Source organism: Bifidobacterium callitrichidarum, assembly GCF_003129905.1.
GTDB classification, from domain to species: Bacteria; Actinomycetota; Actinomycetes; order Actinomycetales; family Bifidobacteriaceae; genus Bifidobacterium; species Bifidobacterium callitrichidarum.
Genome location: NZ_QFFM01000006.1, coordinates 54742 through 74293, shown reverse-complemented (window position 1 = coordinate 74293; position 19552 = coordinate 54742). Strand labels below are relative to the sequence as shown.

General features: G+C 64.0%; 16 protein-coding genes and 1 riboswitch. Of the genes, 7 read left to right on the top strand and 9 right to left on the bottom strand.

Annotated features, from left to right (window positions below):
- Positions 1-7: 7 nt before the first annotated feature.
- Positions 8-727 (bottom strand): DedA family protein, encoded by a 720-nt coding sequence (locus tag DF196_RS03960; RefSeq protein ID WP_241519576.1) that lies wholly within the window; start codon positions 725-727, stop codon positions 8-10.
- 38 nt (positions 728-765) lie between these two features.
- Here DF196_RS03960 and serB point away from each other — a divergent pair, with 38 nt between their 5' ends.
- The 4 genes from serB to fmt all read left to right on the top strand — a co-directional run bounded on the left by serB (position 766) and on the right by fmt (position 5692).
- On the top strand, positions 766-1491 hold the full coding sequence (serB, locus tag DF196_RS03955; RefSeq protein ID WP_170114972.1) for a phosphoserine phosphatase SerB: 726 nt from the start codon (positions 766-768) through the stop codon (positions 1489-1491).
- Between the two features lie 95 nt (positions 1492-1586).
- Entirely contained in the window at positions 1587-3833 is a 2247-nt protein-coding gene (locus DF196_RS03950; protein ID WP_109056594.1) for a primosomal protein N', read from the top strand.
- Between the two features lie 67 nt (positions 3834-3900).
- Entirely contained in the window at positions 3901-4605 is a 705-nt protein-coding gene (locus tag DF196_RS03945) for an HAD family hydrolase (RefSeq protein WP_109056593.1), read from the top strand.
- Positions 4606-4651: 46 nt separating this feature from the next.
- Complete coding sequence (fmt, locus tag DF196_RS03940; protein ID WP_109056592.1) at positions 4652-5692, top strand: methionyl-tRNA formyltransferase; 1041 nt, start codon at positions 4652-4654, stop codon at positions 5690-5692.
- Positions 5693-5921: 229 nt separating this feature from the next.
- On the opposite strand, the gene ilvD is transcribed toward fmt, so the two are convergent.
- Positions 5922-7787: a dihydroxy-acid dehydratase gene (gene ilvD / locus DF196_RS03935; protein ID WP_109056591.1), complete on the bottom strand. Its 1866-nt coding sequence runs from the start codon at positions 7785-7787 to the stop codon at positions 5922-5924.
- 186 nt (positions 7788-7973) lie between these two features.
- Here ilvD and rpoZ point away from each other — a divergent pair, with 186 nt between their 5' ends.
- Both rpoZ and metK read left to right on the top strand, forming a co-directional pair.
- On the top strand, positions 7974-8258 hold the full coding sequence (gene rpoZ / locus DF196_RS03930) for a DNA-directed RNA polymerase subunit omega (protein ID WP_094667091.1): 285 nt from the start codon (positions 7974-7976) through the stop codon (positions 8256-8258).
- A 283-nt stretch (positions 8259-8541) separates the two neighbouring features.
- Positions 8542-8603, top strand: a riboswitch (SAM riboswitch).
- A complete protein-coding gene (metK, locus tag DF196_RS03925) occupies positions 8599-9822 on the top strand; it encodes a methionine adenosyltransferase (RefSeq protein WP_109056590.1) in 1224 nt (407 codons plus the stop codon). Its footprint overlaps the riboswitch before it by 5 nt.
- Positions 9823-10004: 182 nt before the next feature.
- Here metK and DF196_RS03920 read toward each other — a convergent pair whose 3' ends face one another.
- The 4 genes from DF196_RS03920 to DF196_RS03905 all read right to left on the bottom strand — a co-directional run bounded on the left by DF196_RS03920 (position 10005) and on the right by DF196_RS03905 (position 13212).
- Positions 10005-10427: a Fur family transcriptional regulator gene (locus DF196_RS03920; protein WP_109056589.1), complete on the bottom strand. Its 423-nt coding sequence runs from the start codon at positions 10425-10427 to the stop codon at positions 10005-10007.
- Between the two features lie 8 nt (positions 10428-10435).
- Positions 10436-11665 carry a 5-(carboxyamino)imidazole ribonucleotide synthase gene (gene purK, locus DF196_RS03915; RefSeq protein ID WP_109056588.1) on the bottom strand — a complete coding sequence of 410 codons (1230 nt, stop codon included), beginning with the start codon at positions 11663-11665 and terminating at the stop codon, positions 10436-10438.
- Positions 11649-12149, bottom strand: a complete 501-nt coding sequence (purE, locus tag DF196_RS03910) for a 5-(carboxyamino)imidazole ribonucleotide mutase (RefSeq protein WP_170114971.1) — start codon at positions 12147-12149, stop codon at positions 11649-11651. The genes purK and purE overlap by 17 nt, the downstream gene beginning before the upstream one ends.
- Before the next feature lie 70 nt (positions 12150-12219).
- The gene (locus DF196_RS03905; protein WP_109056586.1) at positions 12220-13212 is read right to left on the bottom strand and encodes a zinc-binding dehydrogenase; all 993 of its coding nucleotides are present in this window, start codon (positions 13210-13212) and stop codon (positions 12220-12222) included.
- 329 nt (positions 13213-13541) lie between these two features.
- Between DF196_RS03905 and DF196_RS03900 the strand changes: the two genes are divergently transcribed.
- The gene (locus DF196_RS03900; protein WP_241519575.1) at positions 13542-15653 is read left to right on the top strand and encodes a 1-deoxy-D-xylulose-5-phosphate synthase; all 2112 of its coding nucleotides are present in this window, start codon (positions 13542-13544) and stop codon (positions 15651-15653) included.
- Positions 15654-15828: 175 nt separating this feature from the next.
- Here DF196_RS03900 and DF196_RS03895 read toward each other — a convergent pair whose 3' ends face one another.
- From DF196_RS03895 to DF196_RS03885, 3 genes are read right to left on the bottom strand one after another with little or no spacing between them, the layout of a single operon-like run.
- The gene (locus DF196_RS03895) at positions 15829-17319 is read right to left on the bottom strand and encodes an ABC transporter permease (protein WP_109056584.1); all 1491 of its coding nucleotides are present in this window, start codon (positions 17317-17319) and stop codon (positions 15829-15831) included.
- A gap of 14 nt (positions 17320-17333) precedes the next feature.
- Positions 17334-18572 (bottom strand): COG1361 family protein, encoded by a 1239-nt coding sequence (locus DF196_RS03890; RefSeq protein ID WP_241519574.1) that lies wholly within the window; start codon positions 18570-18572, stop codon positions 17334-17336.
- On the bottom strand, positions 18569-19321 hold the full coding sequence (locus DF196_RS03885) for an ABC transporter ATP-binding protein (protein ID WP_109056630.1): 753 nt from the start codon (positions 19319-19321) through the stop codon (positions 18569-18571). The genes DF196_RS03890 and DF196_RS03885 overlap by 4 nt, the downstream gene beginning before the upstream one ends.
- Between the last annotated feature and the right edge of the window lie 231 nt (positions 19322-19552).

Below are 19552 nucleotides of genomic sequence, written 5' to 3'. Positions count from 1 at the left end.
GGATTTCCTACTTACGCATCAGCGTACGCACTTTGCGTACCACGAACCACACGATGACCAGAACCACGGCGGCGATGACCACGTCCTCGAACACGCCGAGCACGCCTTGGATGGAGCACCACTGGTCGCCGAGCAGGTAGCCGGCGGAGACCAGGATGGTGTTCCACACGGCCGAGCCGAGCAGGGTCCAGCCGGTGAATTGCAGGAAATTCATGCGGTTGAAGCCGGCCGGGATCGAGATGAGCGAACGGACCACGGGGATCACGCGCCCGATGAGCACGGACCAGGTGCCGTACCTGGTGAACCAGTCGTTGGCTTTGCCGACATCCTTGCGGCTGACGCCCGGAATCCTGTCCGCGGCGCGGTTGATGCGGTGCAGGCCCACCCATCGGGAGATGCCGTAGAGCGTCCATGCGCCGAGCAGCGAGCCGATGGTGGCCCAGATGATCGCTCCGGGCAGACTCAGCGTGCCGCGGGCCGCGGTGAAGCCGGCGAGCGGCAGGATCACTTCCGAGGGAATGGGCGGGAACACGGATTCGAGGGCGATGGCCAGGGCCACGCCGATGCCGCCGATGGTTTCCATGAGACTGACGAGCCAGGCGGTGATCGTGCCGATCAGGCCGGGTTCCGCGGCGGTGCATACAGGCGTGGGGTCCGCGGCGAGGGCGGCGATATTGGTGGCGAAGGCGTCGGTCAATGTCGTGGTCAGTGCCGGGGAAAAACTCATAGGGGGCATTGTCCCAAGGTTTTTCGAGAATCGGAAGCATGACGCAAGAAGATGTGCATTTTGTTGACAAGTCCGCCGAAGGGTTGAACGGGGACGGCCTGAACGGCGAATCTTTGCCGCCGGTTCCCACGCTGTCCAAGCCCGGTCTGCTGGTCATGGACGTGGATTCCACGCTCATCGACGAGGAGGTCATCGACGAGCTGGGCGAGGCGGCCGGCTGCGGCGAGGAGATCGCCGCGGTGACCGAACGCGCGATGCGCGGCGAACTGGAGTTCTGCGATGCGCTGCGCGCCCGCGTGGCCCTGCTTGAGGGGTTGCCGGTCTCCGTGTTCGACACCGTGCATGACAAGCTGCACTTCACCAATGGCGCGTTGGAGCTCATCGACACGCTGCACGCCCATGGCTGGAAGGTGGGCGTGGTCTCCGGCGGATTTCATGAGGTGGTGGACCGTCTGGCGGCCGAGGGCGACATCGACTACTGGATCGCCAATCGCCTGGAGACGGCGGACGGCAAGCTCACCGGCAAGGTGCTCGGCGAGATCGTGTGCAAGACCGTGAAGCTGCACGCGCTGGAGGCATGGGCGAAGCGTCTGGGCATCCCGATGAGCCAGACCGTGGCCGTGGGCGACGGCGCGAACGACATCCCGATGATTCAGGCCGCCGGTCTGGGTCTGGCGTTCTGCGCCAAGCCCAAGACCCAGCTGGCCGCGGACGATGCCATCAACGAGCGCGATCTCACCCGCGTGCTTGATTTCCTGCGATAGGTGGGCCCGCAGGTAGCGAGACGCTTCACCACGCCTCGCTACCTCTTCTTCGGTAAAATTTTACCGTCTTCAATATCCCCACTTATAGTGGTGCCATGACTTTCGAGGACGCGGAACAGCTGACGTTTGCGGGGCTTGCCCCACGCAAGCGTCGCAAGCGCGCGCCCGCCGAACACCACCCGGCCGAGCACAATCCCATCGCCCAGGTGGTGCTGGACGTGCAGGCCCTGCATCTGGGGCAGGCCTTCGACTATTTCATCGACGAAAAGGACAGCGAGGCCGCCCAACCCGGCGTATTGGTGCGGGTCCGTTTCGGCGGCCAGCGGGTCAGCGGCGTGATCTGGGCGCGCACGGATTCCAGCGAAACGCCGCGTTCCTCCATCAGATACATCGAACGGGTGCTGAGCCCGGACGTGCTGGTGCCCGCCTCGATGCGCGAGGACATTGGTCTCATCGCCCAGGCGTACGGCGGTACGCGGGCCAATATTCTGCGGTTCGCGGTGCCGCCGCGCGTGGCCAAGGTGGAGGCCGAGCAGCGACTCGCGGCATCGTTCCGACGCCCGGTGGGTGGCGGTGCCAGCGCGGGCTCCCCTGTTGCAGGGGTGTCCGATGGCGCCGCACAGGGGTACAAGCGCATCAGTGCCAATTACGCGGATGCCAACGTGCTGCAGGCCGGTCTCACCGGCAACCGTTTCCAATCCTTCGTCTTCGATCTTCTGCCGGGCGCGCAGGAATGGCAGCGGGACATGGCCTGGATGGTAGCCACGGCTCTGACCGCCGGCAAATGCGCGGTGGTGGAATTGCCCACCATGCGCGAGGTTGAGGATCTCCTCCCCGCTTTGCGCAATTACGGACTCACGCCGTTCGCCCCCTCTCCCTCGGGCGGTTGGACCGGGGACGTGGCCGTGCTCAACGCGGAGACCATGCCCGCCGCCGACCGGTATCGCACGTATCTCGCCGTCGCTTTGGGGCAGGTGAAGGTGGTGGTCGGCACCCGTGCGGTCATGTATGCGCCAGTGGAGGGACCGGCGTTGTTCGCCATTCTGGAGGACGCCGCCTATCAGAACATGGACGGCATGATGCCCTACCCGCAGGCCCGCGGCGTGATGCGTCTGCGAGCCAAGGCACATGGCGGTGTGTTCGTGGCCATGGCCAATGCACGCACCCCGCAAAGCCAGTGGGAGAATGTGGGACCGGACACGGTGGAGACGCCGGTGAGCGGTTTCTCCACGGCCATCCATCCGTTGGGCTCGCCGTTGAAGGATGCCACGCCGTGGGTGCGGTGGCTCAACCGTGATGAGCTGGCGAGGTTGGCGGACCCCAGCATCGGTGCCCGTGTGCCGCACACCGCGGTGCGTGTGCTGAGCAAGGCGTTGGAAAGCGGCCCCGTGCTGCTGTCCATTCCTCAGGACGGTATCAGTGAGACGCTGAGCTGCGCCAAATGCCATCGTCAGGCCCGTTGCGCCAAATGCATGGGACCGTTGCAGCTGCCGGCCGACCGACGGGATGCCACGCCGCGGTGCCGGTGGTGCGGGGCTGCGGCCATCAACTGGGCATGCCCCGGCTGCGGGCACGAACGTATGCGCGTGGTGCGCGTGGGCGCGGCCGGCACCGCCGCGGAACTGGCCTGGCTGTTCCGCGGAGTGCCGGTGGTGCTGTCCAGCAAGACGCAGGGATTGGTGCGGGACGTGGCCTGCCAGCCGATGATCGTCATCGCGACGCCCGGATTCGAGCCGAGGGTGCGACCCATCAGTACCGAGCAGGGTGCGGCCGGACATGAATACCGTGCGGTGGCGATTCTGGATGCCTGGACCAGCCTGTATGCGCTGGGGGTGGATGCCCGGTTGGATACGCTGACCGCGTGGATGCGGGCGGTGTCGTTGTGCGCGCCGCGTTCTCGCGGCGGTCAGGCGTTGATCCTTGGCGAAACCGATCCGGCGATCGCCCAGTCGTTGATGGTATGGGATTCGCGGATTCTGGCGGCCAAGGACATGGAGGAGCGTGTCGAGACCGGCATGCCTCCGGCTGTGGCCGCGGCATGCGTGTGGGGACGTCGGGATGCGGTGATGACGCTGATGCAACGCATCGGCGCACTGTCCGGAGATTGGGCGGTTTGCGGCGAGATGCCCGGCATGCTGGGACCGGTGCCCATCGCCCAGCCGGATACCGTGGACGCCCGGGAACTGGAGGCCACGGCGGATCGGGTCAAGGCCGTGGTGCGCGTGCCGCAGGGCGAGCGCGCCGAACTGGCCGCACGGCTGCATCGCGAGGTCGCCCGGCATGTGGCGGCCCGGGAACCGGGGGAACTGCGGTTCCGCATCGATCCCAAGGACCTCATCTGAGTGGCGGTCCATCGTCGCCTAGGCATGGAACCATGGAAACGGACGTCAACATATTAAGGAGGACGCGATGAAGGGTTGGCCCGGAGAACCGGATATGGAATACGACGTGCTGGTCGCGGACGGCGAGGCCGCCGCGAACGCCGGCAAGCCGATCACCGATGTGATCTTCGATTTCGGCAATGTGCTCATCTACTGGGATCCGGCCGCCGCGCTCATTCCCCGCTACAGCCAGAAGACCATCGATGAGTTCCTGGACAACGACATCTCCGGTTTCTATGATGTCAACGATCTGATGGACGGCGGCATGCCCACGGATGAGGCTATCGCCGTCATGCGCGAGCGCACCGGCGACAAGTGGGCGGACATCCTGCGCTACTACATGGATAACTTCCGCGATTCCCTGACCGGCATCGTGCCGGGTGCGCGTGTACTGGTCAACGATCTCAAGGCCGCGGGCATCGGCGTGTGGGGCCTGAGCAACTGGGAGGCTGACGTGTTCCATGTGGCCGAAGAGCAGTGCGACATCCTCCAGCTGCTGGACGGCAAGCTGGTCTCCGGTTTCGTGCACCTGCGCAAGCCGCACAAGGACATCTACGAGGCGGCGCTCAAGCAGTTCGGCATCAAGGCCGAGGGCGCGCTGTTCATCGACGACAAGGCCATGAACATCGTGGGGGCGAATTCCGCCGGCATCCGCGGTGTGCGGTTCCAGGATCCGGTCAAGCTGCGTCAGCTGCTCATCGCCAACGGCGTCAATATTCCGGACGTGCAATAAGCGTTCGTCCATCATTCCAGTCCATCGACGTTTTCCAAGGAGATTTATGCTGAAACTGGTGTTCGCAGGTACCCCTGACGTGGCTGTGCCCTCGCTGAAGGCGTTCGCCGCCGACCCGCGCTTTGACGTGGTGGGCGTCATCACCCGCCCGGATGCGCCTACCGGACGCGGCCGCAAACTGATGCCCAGCCCGGTGAAGGCGGCGGCATTGGAACTGGGACTGCCGATCATCGATTCCAAGCCACGCTCCCCTGAGTTTCTGGAGGCGCTCAACGCGCTGGGCGCGGATATCGCCGCTGTAATTGCCTATGGCAATATCCTGCCGAAGAACGTGCTGGATGCGGTACCGATGGGCTGGTACAACCTGCATTTCTCCAACCTGCCGAAGTGGCGTGGCGCGGCTCCGGCGCAACGCGCCATCTGGGCGGGCGATACCACCACGGGCGCCGATGTGTTCAAGGTGGGCGAAGGTCTGGATGACGGTCCAATCGTGGCTTCAATGACCGTTGCCCTGACCGGCCGTGAGACCTCCGGCGAGCTGCTCGACCGTTTGGCCGAAGAAGGTGCTCCCCTGTATGTGGATGCGCTGGCCGCCGTGGGCGATGGCACGGCCACGTTCACACCGCAACCGGCAGAAGGTCTGGAGTACGCGCACAAGATCACCGTGGAGGATGCACGCATCGATTGGACGGATTCGGCCGATGCCATCGACCGTCAGATCCGCGCATGCACGCCGCATCCGGGTGCTTGGACCGAATTGTATGCCGAGGGTCTGCCGACGACCGTGGAGAATGCAGATGGAGCCACCGCAACCGGCGAAACGGCAGCTGCTGAGACGGATGCCGATAAGACGGCCAAGCCCATCACATTGCATGTGCTTGCCGCGCAACCGGCCGATGCGGGCAATCCGAACACACCCGCCGATTTGCGGCCCGGCGAACTCAAAGTGGGCAAGAAGAACGTCTGGGTCGGCACCGGTACCGACGCGCTGGAACTCACCCAGGTCAAGGCGCAAGGCAAGAAGGCCATGCGCGCCGCCGATTGGGCCCGTGGCGCACGGCTCGCGGCCGACGCCTGCGTGCAGTAAAACTTTCTGGGGCTCCCCGCTCTGAAGGGAGCCCCAGAATATGAAAGAAGTCCTCCACGGAATACCGGGAGGACTTCTTTCATACCATCAAATGTTTAGGCTCTGTTAAACCAAGATTGACATGAATTCCATTGGACTACCCTTCAGTCGGCTTCGCCAACAGCTCCCCTGACAAGGGGAGCCAAGAATAAGGGACATGTCAATCTTGGTTTAACAGAGCCAGCGTTTATCATGCAAGGCCGGAGAGCCTGTTGATCAGGTCAGGATCCCTAGTAGCACCCTTGTCGGCGGAGCGGGCGAAGGCGGCGTAGGCCTTAAGGGCCTGGGACACCTTGCGGTCGCGGTGGGCCACGTAGCCGTCGCCGGCTTCAAGCTCGGCGCGACGCTCGGCCAGCTGCTCGTCGGTCAGCTCCACGTTCACGGAACGGTTCTCGATATCGATGTTGATGATGTCGCCGTTCTTGATGAGCGCGATCGGACCCTTGTTGGCGGCTTCAGGCGCGATGTGGCCGATGGCCAGACCCGAGGAACCGCCGGAGTAACGGCCGTCGGTGAGCATGGCCACCTGCTTGCCGATACCCTTGCCCTTGACGAAGGAAGTCGGGTAGAGCATCTCCTGCATGCCCGGGCCGCCCTTCGGGCCCTCGTAACGAATCACCAGAGCCATGCCGGGCTTCAGGGTATCGTCCAGAATGACCTTGATGGCCTCTTCCTGGGACTCGACCACCAGGGCCGGACCACGGAACTTCCAGATCTCCTGCGGCACGCCGGCGGTCTTGACCACGCAGCCGTCGGGGGCCAGGTTGCCGCGCAGCACGGCAAGGCCACCTTCGTGGATCTCCGGGTGGTCGATGTCGTGGATGGCGCCGTTGACGCGGTCGGTGTCGAGCGTGTCGAACAGCGTGGTGTGCGTCCACGGCTCCGGGGAGATGATGTGGCCCGGAGCGGCCTTGTACATCTGCTTGGCCTCATCGGTGCAGGTGTCGCGCATGATGTCCCAATCGTTGAGCTTGTCCTCAAGGGTCGGGTAGTCGATGGAGTGCACGTTGCGGTGCAGCTTGCCGGCGCGGTCGAGCTCACCGAGGATGCCGGTGATGCCGCCGGCGCGGTGCACGTCGGAGATCTCCCACTTGCCGGACGGCGAGGCCTTGCAGATGCAGGGCACGGTATGGGAGATGCGCTCGATGTCGTCCAGGGTAAAGTCCACGTCCGCGGACTGGGCCATGGCCAGAATGTGCAGCACGGTGTTGGTGGAGCCGCCCATGGCCACATCCATGGTCATGGCGTTCTCAAACGCCTCCTTGGTGGCGATGGAGCGCGGCAGCACGGAATCGTCGGAGTCGCGGTAGTACTGGTTGGCGATCTTGACCACCTGCTGCGCGGCGCGCTTGAACAGGTCCTTGCGGTAGGAGTGGGAGGCCAGGATGGTGCCGTTGCCGGGCAGGGCCAGACCGATGGCCTCGGTCAGGCAGTTCATTGAGTTGGCGGTGAACATGCCGGCGCAGGAGCCGCAGGTCGGGCACACGGTCTTCTCGTAGTTGAGCAGGTCCTCTTCGGAGACGTTGTCGTCGGCGGAGGCGTACATCACGGAGATGAGGTCTGTGTTCTTCTTGACGGTGCCATCGGCCAGCACGGTGGTGCCGGCTTCCATCGGGCCGCCGGAGACGAACACGGTCGGGATATTGAGGCGGAGGGCGGCCATGAGCATGCCCGGAACGACCTTGTCGCAGTTCGGGATGCAGATCAGGGCGTCGGCGCAGTGCGCGTTGCACTGGTATTCCACGGTATCGGCGATGATATCGCGGGAGGGCAGGGAGTAGAGCATGCCGGTGTGGCCCATGGCGATGCCGTCGTCCACGGCCATCGTGTTGAACTCGCGCGGGATGCCGCCCGCTTCCTTGATGGCCTCGGAGACGATACGACCGACCTTGTTCAGGTGGACGTGGCCGGGGAGGAACTCGTCGAAGGAGTTGGCGATGGCAATGATGGGCTTCTTGCCCATGTCGTCGCCGCTGACGCCAGCGGCACGGTACAGGGCGCGCGCGCCTGCGAAGACGCGGCCGGACATGAGTTTTGCAGATCGCATTTCAGTCATGACTCCATTCAAGCCCTTACGCGGGACACGGGTTTTGTCAAGACTCACATAATGGAATTTTCAAAAACGTAACTTTTCGGGGAGCATGAAAAGGGTATCAGGATGGCGGCATTCCGGGGAAGTCTGCCCGGACGGCTACACTGGCTTCGTTTGAGATAGATTTTTCCAAGTCTGGAGATAAGCATCATGGCTTTTGGCACCGACCCGCACCCCACCGGTCTTGCGAACCCGCCGATCGACGACCTCATGCAGCACGCCGATTCCAAGTACGCGCTGGCCATCTTCGCGGCCAAGCGCGCCCGTCAGATCAACTCCTACTTCACCCAGCTCAACGAGGGCCTGCTGCAGAACGTCGGCCCGCTGGTGGAATACCAGAACAACGAGAAGCCGCTGTCCATCGCCTTCCGTGAGATCGACGAGGGTCTGCTTGAGGAGACCCTGGGCGAGGACGACACCAACGAGGGCAATTGACCTCGACCGTCACGTCCGAAGCTCTGATAGTCGGTTAGCGTCGACTAGCCGGGGCTGCGGACCGAAGCCAAGGTTTTCACCGGAGCGGTGAATTTGGGCGACACACTTGCCACCTTGGCCGATAAGGGCTATAACTCGTCATCAGAAGCAAACACGCTAGGGCTCGTGCCACCGCGCTGGTTGGCACGAGCCCTTTTGCATGCCCGCTTCGCCAAGACGGACAACGTGTATCCGGCATGTATCAGATGTGCACGGCCCGCCGAAAATTCAATATCAATCACACCGTATCATTGTGCCTCGCGTCCGGCGCGGGGCGATAAGTCCTGGGGAAAGGGATGATATGACCGAAGAAAAGCGGCTTATTTCCGCCGAATCCGTAACCGAAGGCCATCCTGACAAGGTCTGCGACCAGATTTCCGATGCCATTCTTGACGACCTGCTGGCGCAGGATCCCACGAGCCACGTCGCCGTGGAGACCTCCGCCGCCACGGGCGTGTTCCTGGTCTTTGGCGAGGTCACGTCGAAGGGGTATTGCGACGTGCAGGCCAAAGTCCGCGAAACCCTGCACAACATCGGCTACACCTCCTCCGAAGTCGGCCTGGACGCCGATTCCTGCGGCGTAATCGTGGCCATCACCGGTCAGAGCGCCGAAATCAACCAGGGCGTGAGCCGTCTCAATGCCGCCGAGGAGTCCGCCGCCAGCCGCGAACAGCGTTACGAGGCGCAGGGCGCCGGCGATCAGGGCGTGATGTTCGGCTACGCCACCGATGAAACCCCCGTGCTCATGCCGCTGCCGATCTACCTGGCACACCGTCTCGCTTTCCGTCTGACCGAGGTGCGCAAGTCCGGCGAGGTGCCGCACCTGCGCCCGGACGGCAAGACCCAGGTGACCATCGAATACGACGACAACGACCAGCCCGTACGCCTCGACACCGTGCTCATCTCCACCCAGCACGACCCCGAGGCCACGCACGAGTGGCTTGAGGCGCAGCTCAAGGAGCACGTCATCGACCCGGTGCTCAAGGATGTGCTGGGCGATAAGGTGCCGTACGAGGGCTACCGTCAGCTGGTGAATCCGACCGGCTCGTTCGTGCTGGGCGGCCCGGCCGCCGATGCAGGCCTGACCGGCCGCAAGATCATCGTGGACACCTACGGCGGCGCTGCCCATCACGGTGGCGGCGCGTTCTCCGGCAAGGATCCGAGCAAGGTGGACCGTTCCGCGGCCTACGCCACGCGCTGGGTGGCCAAGAACATCGTGGCCGCCGGCCTGGCACACAAGGCCGAGGTGCAGGTGGCGTACGCCATCGGCGTGGCCGACCCGGTGTCCATCAACGTGGAGACCTTCGGCACCGAGCGTGACGGCGTGACTCGCGGCCAGATCGCCGCCGCGGTGCGCAAGGTGTTCGATTTGCGTCCGGCCGCCATCATCGACGAACTTGATCTGAAGCGCCCAATCTACCTGAAGACCGCCGCATACGGCCACTTCGGCCGCACGGACGTGGAGTTCCCGTGGGAGCGCACCGACAAGGTGGACGAGCTCAAGGCCGCCATCGCCGCGGAGTGAGCGCGCTTTGCGCTTTGCATGGCTCCCTCTGACGAGGGAGCTGGCACGTCCCCAGACGTGACTGAGGGAGAGAAGTTTGCGGCGTAGCCGCTGGAATAAGCCATTGGCCTGAAGCCGATTCAATTCCCCAGCGGCTACGCCGCTCTTCTCTCCCTCAGTCGTCTACAACGCCAGCTCCCTCGTCAGAGGGAGCCTTCTTTGTTCTCATCCTCTTCGGCCTTGCGGCAGTCGGCGCACAGGCCGAAGACCTCCAACGTGTGGGATTCCACGGTGAAGCCGTGTCCCTCGGCCACCTTGCGCAGCCAGGTCTCGCTTGGCGGGTCGATCTCCACGGTTTTGCCGCAGTTGCGGCATACCAGATGGTGATGATGCCCGTCGTCCCCGCACAGGCGGAACAGCTGCTGACCGTCCAAGCGGATCGTGTCGGCGGCACCGGCATCCGCCAGCGCGTTCAGCTGGCGGTAGACGGTGGCCAGGCCGATTTTGGAGCCCGCGTCCTGCATACGACGATGCAGGTCCTGCGCGGAGATGAATTCATCGCAATCCGCGAGCGCCGCATGGATGGCATCCTTCTGCTTGGTCTGACGTTCGATATGCTCAGCCATGCCGGCGCTTACGCCTCCTGAGCGGACGGCGCGGCGGGCTCGGACGGCTGCACGAACGGACGGGCGTAGGGCTTCAGATCATCCCAGCAGCCGGTGGCCTCAAGTTCGGCCACGGTGCGGGCGGTGTCGTCCGTGAGCACGGTGATGTGACCCATCTTGCGGTTGTGGCGCACTTGGGCCTTGCCGTAATCGTGCACATTCCATTCCGGGTGCTCGGCGATCTGCGCGCGCGTGGGCGACACATGCTGGCCAAGCACGTTGACCATCACGGCCGGGCTCAGAAGCTTCGGCTGGATGAGCGGCCAACCGGCGATGCCGCGAATGTGCGCGTCGAACTGGTCGATGGAGCAGGCCTCGATGGTGTAGTGGCCGGAATTGTGCGGGCGCGGAGCGAGCTCGTTGACGATGACGCGGCCATCCTTGGTCACGAACAGCTCGATGGCGAGCGTGCCGGCCAGTTCGAAGCCCTTGGCCAGCGCCAGCGCCATTTCGTGCGCGGTCTTGGCGATTGCCGGGCTCACTTCGGCCGGGGCGATGGTCATGTGCAGGATGTTGTTGCGGTGGTCGTTGCGCACGATCGGGAAGGTCACATAGTCCTTGCCGTTGCCGGAGACCAGGATGGACGCCTCGAACGCGAAATCCACGAAACCTTCGAGGATGGAGGGCGGGAAGCCGCCGCCGCGGTCACCGCGCGCGCGGATCTTCTCCAGGTCGGAGTCGTTCTTCAGCACGTGCTGGCCGTGGCCGTCGTAGCCGCCGGAGCGGGTCTTCAGCACGCACGGGTAGTGCAGCTCGTCGATGGCGGCCTCGAGCTCGTCGAAGTCGTTGACCTCACGCCAGGGAGCGGTCTCGATGCCGTGCTGGTTGATGAAGGTCTTTTCGTTGATGCGGTCCTGGGTCACGCGCAGCAAGTCGGTGCCCTGCGGGGCGGCCACCAGGTGGCGCACCTCGTCGATGGACTCGGCGTCCACGTTCTCGAACTCATAGGTGAGCACGTCGGACTTCTCCGCCAAGTCGTGGATGGCGGTCTTGTCGTCGTACTCGCCCACCACCTGGAAGTCGGCCACCTGCGCGGTGGGGCAGTCCGGAGTCGGGTCGAGCACACCGATGCGGAAGCCCATGTACTTAGCGGACAGGGCCATCATGCGGCCGAGCTGACCGCCGCCGATGATGCCGATCGTGGCACCCGGCTGCAGCATGGAGACGGCGCCGTGGGTTTCCTCAGACAAGCTGGGCATTGGATTCAGCCACCTTTTCCTTCAGGGAGTTGCGGTAGTCCTCAAGCTTGGCGGCCAAGGACTCGTCGAACGCGGAGAGCATCTGCACGGCGAGCAGGCCGGCGTTGGTGGCGCCGGAGTTGCCCACGGCCGTGGTGGCCACGGGGATGCCGCCGGGCATCTGCACGATGGACAGCAGCGAATCCCAGCCGGACAGGGCGTGCGAGCGCACCGGCACACCGATCACGGGCAGCGTGGTCTGGGCGGCAATCATGCCGGGCAGGTGGGCGGCGCCGCCGGCACCGGCGATGATGACCTTGAGACCGTTCTTGCGGGCGTTGTGCGCGAAATCGGCCATGAGCTCCGGGGTGCGGTGCGCGGAGATGACCTGCTTGTGGTAGGCGACGCCGAACTGGTCGAGAATGTCGCAGGCGCGCTTCATGGTCTCCCAGTCGCTGGAGGATCCCATGACCACCGCGACTTCGGGCTTGGATTCATTTGCCATTATCATTTACTCCCTAGTTATTGAGAATGATGGTTTCACTGTACTCCCCTGTGCCGATTCGATCGCCGGGTCAGATTTCCAGCACGATCTTGCCGAACATGTCGCCGCCGACCATCCTGGCGAAGGCCTCGGGCGCGGCGTCAAGGCCCTGGTACACCGAGTCGATGGCCGGATGGAGGTCGGCATGCTCCACGAGGCGCAGCAGACGGGCGAAGTCTTCGCGCGAGCCCATCGTGTTGCCCTGCACGCGGATGTCCTGGAAGAAGATGCGTGTCAGTTCGGCACCGGGCTGGTCGCCGGTGGTGGCACCGCAGATGGCGATGGTGCCGCCGGGACGCACGGATTTGACCGAATGGCTCCAGGTGGCGGCGCCCACGGATTCGATGACCGCGTCCACCTTGCGCGGCAGTCGCGCACCGGCCTCCAATACGGCGTCCGCGCCAAGCTCCAACGCCTTGGCCCGCTTGGCCTCGCTGCGCGAAGTGACGAACACCTCAAGACCCGCGGCATGGGCCAGCTGGATGGCCGCGGTGGATACGCCGCCGCCCGCACCCTGGACGAGCACCGTGTCCCCCGGCTTGACGTTCGCCGCGTTGAACAGCATCGAATAGGCGGTCAGCCAGCTGGTGCCGAGCGCGGCGGCCTCAGCCATGCTGAGGTTCGCGGGCTTGGCGAACACGTTAGCGGAAGGGACGGCGGTCTTCTCGGCCATCGTGCCGGGGTACTTCTCCGAAAGGATCGTGCGGCGTTCGCCGGGGGCCACACCCGCACCGTCCGTGCCGACGAAGGTGTACAGCACCACTTCGCTACCGGCCTTAAGGCCATGCTTGCCGGGAATGTCCTCGTCCAGGATGCCGGCGGCGTCGGTGCCGAGGATCATCGGCGTCTGTCCGGCGGCGAGGCCCACGCCCTGCAACGACCAGAGATCATGATGATTCACGGTCGCCGCCTTGACCGAGATGGTAGACCAATACGGATGGGGCTGCGGTTCCGGCCGCTCCCCCACCTCCAGTGCGGCGAGCGGTTCGGCGGGATTGACGGTGGATGCGTATACGGCTTTCATGGCGAGCTCCTTTGCTGGTGTGCTGCGGCAAATACCGCCATCATTCTCCCACACCGAGGCCCGGAAAACAGGGTGCCGCACATGATTTACGGAGATGTTGGACGCATTGCCGTGCGGATCGCCGCGGGTCCGTCATCGGACGGTAGCATGGCTCATTTGGATAAGGCTTCGAAATAAGATGACATGCCTCTTTTTCTTGGCTCCCCTTGTCAGGGGAGCTGTCGGCTCAGCCGACTGAGGGGCAGTCCCGTACGACTCAGGTCAGTCTTGACATTAAGAAGACTTTTGAGGTTACCGGTATTGGAAGGGGATTCGCAGGGATGAACGGCATGGGTGATGACACGGTGAACACGCAACATAATGATTCGGACACCCTGCTGCGAGGCATCACCAGCCCTGCCGACGTCAAGGCCCTCTCCGGCGAGCAACTGCATGAGCTATGCCGCGAGATCCGCCGCACGCTGCTGGATTATGGGCATCTGCACGGTGGCCATATCGGCTCCAATCTAGGTATGGTGGAGGCCACGGTGGCCCTGCACAAGGTGTTCGATTCGCCGCGCGACCGCATCGTGTTCGACGTCTCCCATCAAAGCTACGTGCATAAGATGCTCACCGGCCGCGCCGCCGCGTATCTGGATGCCGATCGCTTCGGCGAGGTGACCGGCTTCACGAACCCGGACGAAAGCGAGCATGACCAGTTCGTGCTCGGCCACACCGGCACGTCCATCTCATTGGCGTGCGGACTGGCGAAAACCCGCGATATGGAAGGCCCGGCCAGCGGCATCGGCAATGTGGTCGCCATCATCGGCGATGGTTCGCTGAGTTCCGGTGTGGCGTTCGAGGGGCTGAACAACGCGGCCGAGCAGGGTGGCAACATCATCGTCATCGTCAACGATAACGAAATGTCCATCGCCGGCGATTTCGGCGGCATGTACGGTCCGCTCGCCCGTCTGCGCGCCTCCGGCGGCACGGCCCAGCCGAACCTGTTCGAGGCGTTCGGATTCGACTACCGGTATGTGGAGCGAGGCAACGACGTGGACGCGCTTGTCGACGCATTCGCCGAGGTGAAGGATATCGATCACCCGGTGGTGGTGCATATCCATACGTTGAAGGGCGCGGGGTATGCGGGCGGACAGGCCGCCGATACTGCGGCAAGTGGCGAAATTGCCGGCCATGACGTTGCGGACGAACGCGCGGCGTCCGCAGTAAACCCCGGAAACGACACCGGCGTCAAGCCCACCGAGAACATCGCCCATGCCGAACCATGGCATTCGGACCATTGCAACCTGTCCGACCATGAGCCGCACGAGGGCCAGTGCGAAGCTTCGCATTGGCAGAACCCGGACTCCTCACTCGGGCGCCCGGACGACCCGCGCAAGCACTACGGCAAGCTGGCGATGGCCGCGCTCGAGCCGCGGTTCGCCACCGAACCGGGCTTGGTGGTCATCTCCCCCGCAACCCCCGGTTCCAACGGCATCACCCATGAGTTCCGCGAGTGCGCGGGCGCCCATTACGTGGACACGGGCATCACCGAATCGCATGCGGTGGCGTTCGCGGCGGGCATCGCGCGTGCTGGCGGTACGCCCGTGGTGGCCACCACGGCCTCGTTCTTCCAGCGCGCCTACGACCAGTTCTTCCAGGAAATGAGCCTGAACCGTTCGCGCGTGACCGTGCTGGATTTCCTGGGCGGTCTGTCCGGTTCGGATAACACCCATTCCGGCGCATACGACGTGGCGATGTTCGCCAACATTCCCGGCGTGACGATGCTGGCGCCGACCTCGCAGTCCGACTTTCTGGCCGGTCTTGCCTGGGCCACGATGCCGGCCGGGGTCGCGGGCGCCCCGGATGGCCCGGTGGTGATCCGTGTGCCGGGTGAGCCGATTCTTGCGGCGGAGCGTGACACTTCGCTGCTGCCGCTAACGGGCGGACGCGGCATTGCCAACGTATGCGGTACCGCCGGGGACCATTCGGATACGGATATGCTGTCGTGGCGCGTCACACACGTGGGAGCCCGCGTGGCGTTGATCGGATTGGGCAACACGTATCCGCTGGCCGAGCGTGCGGCCGTCGAGTTGGCCGAGCATCACAATATCGACGCTACGGTCATCGACCCGAGGCAGTGCAGCACACTGGACACCGCTGCGCTGGAGTCGTTGCGTGCGGAACACGAGCTTGTCGTCACGCTGGAGGACGGCCAGCTTGAAGGAGGCTGGGGCGAGAAGGTGACCGCGTATTACGCGAATCACCGCATCGCAGACGGCTGCGGCGACGGCACCGGCCATGCCGAGCACACCAGCGGCAACCCGCGCGTGATGAATTTCGGCGCCGCCAAGGAGTTCACCGACCGCATCCCGCTGGCCGAACTCAACGAACGCTACGGCCTGACCGTACCGGCCATCGTCGCCGCCGTCACTCAACAGAGGAGAACTGTACTCAACTGAAGGCGGCAAACCCTATTGGACTACCCCTTAGTCGGCTTCGCCGCCAGCTCATCAGCAATCATGGTGAACTTCGTTCGCATTTTGCCGGCTCGACTATCGTCTCGCACATTGCCTACAAACAGCCCTGCTGTTTGCTTCACGGCAATGTCCTTCAAGGGGAGCCAAGAAAAAGCCATCACTCGCTGTTCTTGATGGCGTCCAAGGCGGGGATCTTCACGGCCTTATTGGCGGGGCCGAAGCCGAAGAGCAGGCCGATCAGCGTGGAGAACAGGATAGCGAAGAGGAACAGCCACCATGGGATCACCGAGAAGCGCGTCACATCTTCACCGCCGGTCAGCGCCTGCCAGAATCGTTCCCCGAACGAGAGCGATTCGGTGTCGTTCGTGCTGACGCCATACATCGACGCGAAGTACGTCATGCCTATCAGGTTGATGCCCAGTGATATCAGCCCGCTCAGCACGCAGCCGATGAGCCCGCCGAAGAAGCCGATCGCGCCGGCCTCCGTCAGGAACATCACGCGGATGTCGCGCACATAGCAGCCGAGCGCCTTCATGATGCCGATTTCGCGCGTGCGTTCGGTCACGGACATGACCATCGTATTGGCGATGCCGATGGCAGCCACCAGGAGGGACACCGCGCCGATGCCGCCCAGGATGATCTGGATGCTGCGCGTCTGCTCCTCCATGGACTTGCGCATGTCCTCGTAGGAGTAGGTTTCATAGCCCATGGATTTGAGCTGCGACTCCACCTCGGGCACGGAGGTCAGGTCGGCGGCCTTCACCAGCACCTGATCGTAGGTGGTGCCCTGTTTGGCGGCGGACGGGTTCACCTTGGCGATCAGCGCCTTGAGATCGTCGACGCTCATGACCAGTCCGCTGGAGGTGGCGTAACCCTTGTTGCCGTCCGCCTTGACGACGCCGGAAACGTTCAGATCAAGGCTCACCGTCTCGGATTGCGTGCCAGTGCCGCCCATGTTGCCGTACATCTGCATGGTGGACGGGTCGCCCTGGTAGTCGGCGCCGGTCACAAGCGTGATCTGCGTCTTCATCGGGTCGAAGAACGGCTCCTGATCCTCAGGCTCCTCGCATTCGCCGGTGGCCTCGTTGTAGGTGCAGGAGTAGCTGCCGTCGCCGCGGTTGGCATAGCGCATATCGCCGCCCTTGAGCATGTCCATGAAGTCGTAGGCGGTCCATTCGCCGATCAGCACCTGCCCGTCCTTGGCGGGCATGACACCGTCCTTAAGCTTGTAGCCCATCCGCTCGAACTGATCCATGTCGATGCCCATGATCTGCACGTAGTCGGCGACGTATCTGCCGCCTGCACCCGCCTTGAGCGTGGCGTTGTACGGGAAGTTCATCATCGGGGTCACGCCGGAGACGCCTTCGATCTGACGGAAGGATTCGATGGCCTTGTCGTCCAGTTTGATGGTTTCGGTGCCCGAACCGGTGTTCACCGTGCCGCCGCCGTTCATGTACACGGTCACGATGGACAGGTCGCCCATCTGCTTGAGCGTCTGCTCGTTACGCTCGTTGATGCCCTGGGCCAGGGAGACCATGAGCACGATGGAGCAGCAGCCCACGATCACGCCGAGCACGGTCAGGATGGTGCGGGATTTGCGCCGCCAGAGGTTCTGGCGGCATAGTCGCAGAATATCGCCGAATCGCATGGCAAGGCCTTTCGTCAGGCCTTGTGGAACGGACCGGAGAAGCGAGACTTGCCCGGCTTGTCCTGCTCGGTACCGTTCGCGGCAGGCGCGATGACCTGGGTGGCAGCAGTGTCGCTGCTGCCCGACGCACCGGTCACGGCATCGGTCGCACCGGTCGTATTGACGGACCCGTCACTATCGGACTTGACCTGACGGGCTCCGCTGGCGGAATCACCGTCGCCGGAACCGGCCCAGTCGTCCCACTCCTCATCGATATCGTCCTTGGCCTTCTTCCTGCGCTTGCGGCGCACGATCACGACGATCAGCACGATCACGCCGGCCACGACCACCACGGCCACGACCCACACCCACCACGGCACGCCCTGATTGGCGTCCACGTTCGCGTTCGGATCGACCACACCGCCGTCATCCACGGGCATCGGATCGCTGACGGTGAGCTTGACCGGGAATTCCTTGGTCTTGGTCTGGCCGTCCGAATCCTCGTAGGTGATCTTGAGCTTGGCATCCAGCTCGCCGGAGGCCTGCGGCGTGAAGGCGTACCCGATGGAACCGGTGGCGCCAGAGGCCACATTGCCCACGTATTGGGTCTTCATGGTGGCGTCGAAGCCCTCGCCCTCCATGGTGGCCTCGACGTTCGAGATGTCGCCTTTGCCTTTGTTCACGTACTCCATGGTGAGCGTGGTCTCCTCGCCGGCGAAGGCCTGGTCCGGCAGCACCGGGTCGTTGATCTCGAAGCGGTCGGGCTGGCTGATGGGCACGGAGATCTTGATGTCGGACTGGTTCGAGGAGCGAGATCCGGCGTCCACGTATTCGTATTTGAAGCTCACGGTGACGGGCTGCGCACCGGACTTGGCGGAGGCCAGGGCCTGCATGGGCACGGACTGGGTCATGGCGTATCCGGCCCACAGCGAATCCACGTAGAACGTGTTCGTGCCGCCCGCGATGGCGAAGCTTTCGCCGCCGTCCACGGTGATCACCATGTTCGAGACGGCCACCTGTCCCATGTTCTGGAAGGTGAAGTCCAGGTTGAAATCGGAGCCGGCGGGCACGGATTCGCCGCCGTACGTGAAGTTGGTGACGATGATGTTCGGCACCGGTCCTGCCACGGGGGCGGTGTCCGCGCCCTGGGAGGAGTCGCCGCCCTCATCCACGGCATAGGCGGAGTGCGGCAGGGAGATGACGGTGAGCGCCAATGCGAGTGTGGCGAACAACGCCACGATGACGGCGAGGGTGCGGTTGGTGATGTGCTTCATCGGTCAGCTCCTTGAACTGCTGGGGTGGACGGGACGATGGATGGTACGGATGATGCGGGCTGGTTGAGCCGGTCGTCGACGATCTTGCCGTCAAACAACGTGACGATGCGATCGGCGTAGGACGCCATCTGCGGATCGTGCGTGACCAGCACGATGGTCTGGTTGAAGTCGCGGGCGAACGCGCAGATCATGTCCATGACCTCGGCCTTGGTTTTGGAATCGAGGTTGCCGGTGGGTTCGTCGGCGAACACCACTTCCGGCTTGGTCACGAACGCGCGTGCGATGCCGACGCGCTGCTGCTGTCCGCCGGACATCTGCCTTGGATAGTGGCCGAGACGATGGCCGAGTCCCACGCGCTTCAGGACGCCGCGGGCCGCGCGTTCTCGCTGCTCCTTGGGCACGCCGCGGAACATAAGCGGCATGGCCACGTTCTCCACGGCTGTGAGGTTCGGCAGGAGGTTGTACGACTGGAACACGAATCCGAGATGCTTCTGCCGGAAGGCGGCGAGCTCGCGTTCGCTGAGTTTGCTGACCGGCACTCCCCCGATGCGCACGCCGCCGCGCGTGGGTCTCTCCATGCCGGCGAGCTGGTTGAGCAGGGTGGATTTGCCGGAGCCGGATTCGCCGAAGATGCAGCAGATCTGGCCCTGGGGTATGGCGAGGTTCACGCGGTCGAGCGCCACCACCGTCTCGTCCTCGACGGGGTACTCCTTGCGTAGGTTTCTCACTTCGATGATGGGTCGGGGCACACGCACCTTCTTCTCTCGTTCGTCGCCATTGGCGGACGTTCCATGCGATTGAGGCCGAATCATGCCGCGGAATGAACCGCGGTGACGTTTCTTTCTCGCACGTTTTCCAGCAAGTCTAGTGCGAACGTTCAGAGTGCGCACCCCGTAAGGGTGTTCCCTGATAGCGGCTTCGGGGTGACGGATCTCGGCCCGGCGACACTCGGGACCGGAACCGGAACCTTCCCAATCGCG

Excerpts from the sequence above, each read along its gene's own strand:
- DF196_RS03960 (WP_241519576.1), bottom strand. The coding sequence starts at position 727 with ATGAGTTTTTCCCCGGCACTGACCACGACATTGACCGACGCCTTCGCC.
- serB (WP_170114972.1), top strand. The coding sequence starts at position 766 with ATGACGCAAGAAGATGTGCATTTTGTTGACAAGTCCGCCGAAGGGTTG.
- DF196_RS03950 (WP_109056594.1), top strand. The coding sequence starts at position 1,587 with ATGACTTTCGAGGACGCGGAACAGCTGACGTTTGCGGGGCTTGCCCCA.
- DF196_RS03945 (WP_109056593.1), top strand. The coding sequence starts at position 3,901 with ATGAAGGGTTGGCCCGGAGAACCGGATATGGAATACGACGTGCTGGTC.
- fmt (WP_109056592.1), top strand. The coding sequence starts at position 4,652 with ATGCTGAAACTGGTGTTCGCAGGTACCCCTGACGTGGCTGTGCCCTCG.
- ilvD (WP_109056591.1), bottom strand. The coding sequence starts at position 7,787 with ATGACTGAAATGCGATCTGCAAAACTCATGTCCGGCCGCGTCTTCGCA.
- rpoZ (WP_094667091.1), top strand. The coding sequence starts at position 7,974 with ATGGCTTTTGGCACCGACCCGCACCCCACCGGTCTTGCGAACCCGCCG.
- metK (WP_109056590.1), top strand. The coding sequence starts at position 8,599 with ATGACCGAAGAAAAGCGGCTTATTTCCGCCGAATCCGTAACCGAAGGC.
- DF196_RS03920 (WP_109056589.1), bottom strand. The coding sequence starts at position 10,427 with ATGGCTGAGCATATCGAACGTCAGACCAAGCAGAAGGATGCCATCCAT.
- purK (WP_109056588.1), bottom strand. The coding sequence starts at position 11,665 with ATGCCCAGCTTGTCTGAGGAAACCCACGGCGCCGTCTCCATGCTGCAG.
- purE (WP_170114971.1), bottom strand. The coding sequence starts at position 12,149 with ATGGCAAATGAATCCAAGCCCGAAGTCGCGGTGGTCATGGGATCCTCC.
- DF196_RS03905 (WP_109056586.1), bottom strand. The coding sequence starts at position 13,212 with ATGAAAGCCGTATACGCATCCACCGTCAATCCCGCCGAACCGCTCGCC.
- DF196_RS03900 (WP_241519575.1), top strand. The coding sequence starts at position 13,542 with ATGGGTGATGACACGGTGAACACGCAACATAATGATTCGGACACCCTG.
- DF196_RS03895 (WP_109056584.1), bottom strand. The coding sequence starts at position 17,319 with ATGCGATTCGGCGATATTCTGCGACTATGCCGCCAGAACCTCTGGCGG.
- DF196_RS03890 (WP_241519574.1), bottom strand. The coding sequence starts at position 18,572 with ATGAAGCACATCACCAACCGCACCCTCGCCGTCATCGTGGCGTTGTTC.